Genomic DNA, 1,253 nt, shown 5'->3' with positions numbered 1-1,253 from the left:
GCGAGGTCCGCGAGATCACCGCGCGCGAGCAGCAACTGCTGCACGATCCGAAGGAACTGCAGGTCAGAGGCCTGCACGAGCAGCGCGCGAAGGACTTCCAGCAGCTGATCGCCGGCCTGCCGCAGTCGCTCGACGCCGAGCGCCAGCGTGTCTCCCAGGTGATCGCCCGGCTGAAGGCCGAGGATGCGCCGCTGGCGCAGATCCAGGCGGCGGAGAAGGTCCGTGCCGCGCTGCCGCGCACCGAAGCCGAGGCCCGCGAGCTCTGGCAGCGCGCCGTGGTCGCCAACCACCAGCGGGCCGAGCCGCTGGCCGGCATGCCGCCGCATGCGCGCCCCTTCGCCGGCGATCCCGACGGCACGCCGGCGGAGCAGGAGGCCTACTCGCTGTCGCGGCGCAACTTCCTTGCGCTGGTGCTGGTGCTGATGGTTGGCACCGCCGGGCTGCCGCACATCCTGACCCGTTACTACACGGTGCCGACGGTGGCGGAGGCCCGCACCTCGGTGGCCTGGACGCTGTTCTTCATCGCGCTGCTCTACCTGTTCGCGCCGGCGCTGGCGGTGATGCTCAAGCACGAGGTGCTGCATCAGCTCGTGGGGACGCCGATCGCCGAGTTGCCGGGCTGGATGAAGCAATGGATGCGGGTCGATCCCGGCCTGCTGAGCATCCAGGACATCAACCAGGACGGGATCCTGCAGCTCGGCGAGCTGAAGCTGGGCGGCGACGTCGTCATGCTGATGACGCCCGAGCTGGCCGGGCTGCCGCATGTGCTGGCCGCCATGGTGGCGGCCGGCGCGCTGGCCGCGGCGCTGTCGACAGCGGACGGGCTGCTGCTGACGATCTCCAGTGCGCTGTCCCACGACGTCTACTACCGGGTCATGAATCCGCGCGCATCGATGACGCAGCGGGTGACCATCTCGAAGGCGCTGCTGTTGGCCACCGCGCTGACGGCCGCGGCGGTGGCCGCGCAGAAGCCGGCGGACATCCTGCTGCTGGTGTCGGCGGCGTTCTCCTTGTCGGGCTCGACGCTGGTGCCGGTGCTGGTCGCGGGCATCTTCTGGAAACGGGCCAACAAGCAGGGCGCCGCCGCCGGCATGCTGGTCGGGCTGGGGGTGACGCTGTATTACATGGTCGGCGCGCACGCCGGCCTGCGCCAGGCGCTGGGCCTGGGCGGCGGCGCGGTCATCAGCAACCCGGTGCCGGAAGCGCACGCGATGCCCAAAGCGCTGATCGACGGCTTCATCGCGCAGGCGCTG

The 1,253-nt window shown here is 70.9% G+C and carries 1 protein-coding gene; it reads left to right on the top strand.

Features of this window, described 5'->3' with window-relative positions:
* A partial coding sequence (locus FUT87_RS24950; protein WP_186830752.1) for a VC_2705 family sodium/solute symporter occupies nucleotides 1-1,253 on the top strand: 1,253 nt, incomplete at both ends.

This window comes from Mitsuaria sp. TWR114 (assembly GCF_007997345.1).
This window is presented reverse-complemented; position numbering and strand designations above follow the sequence as displayed.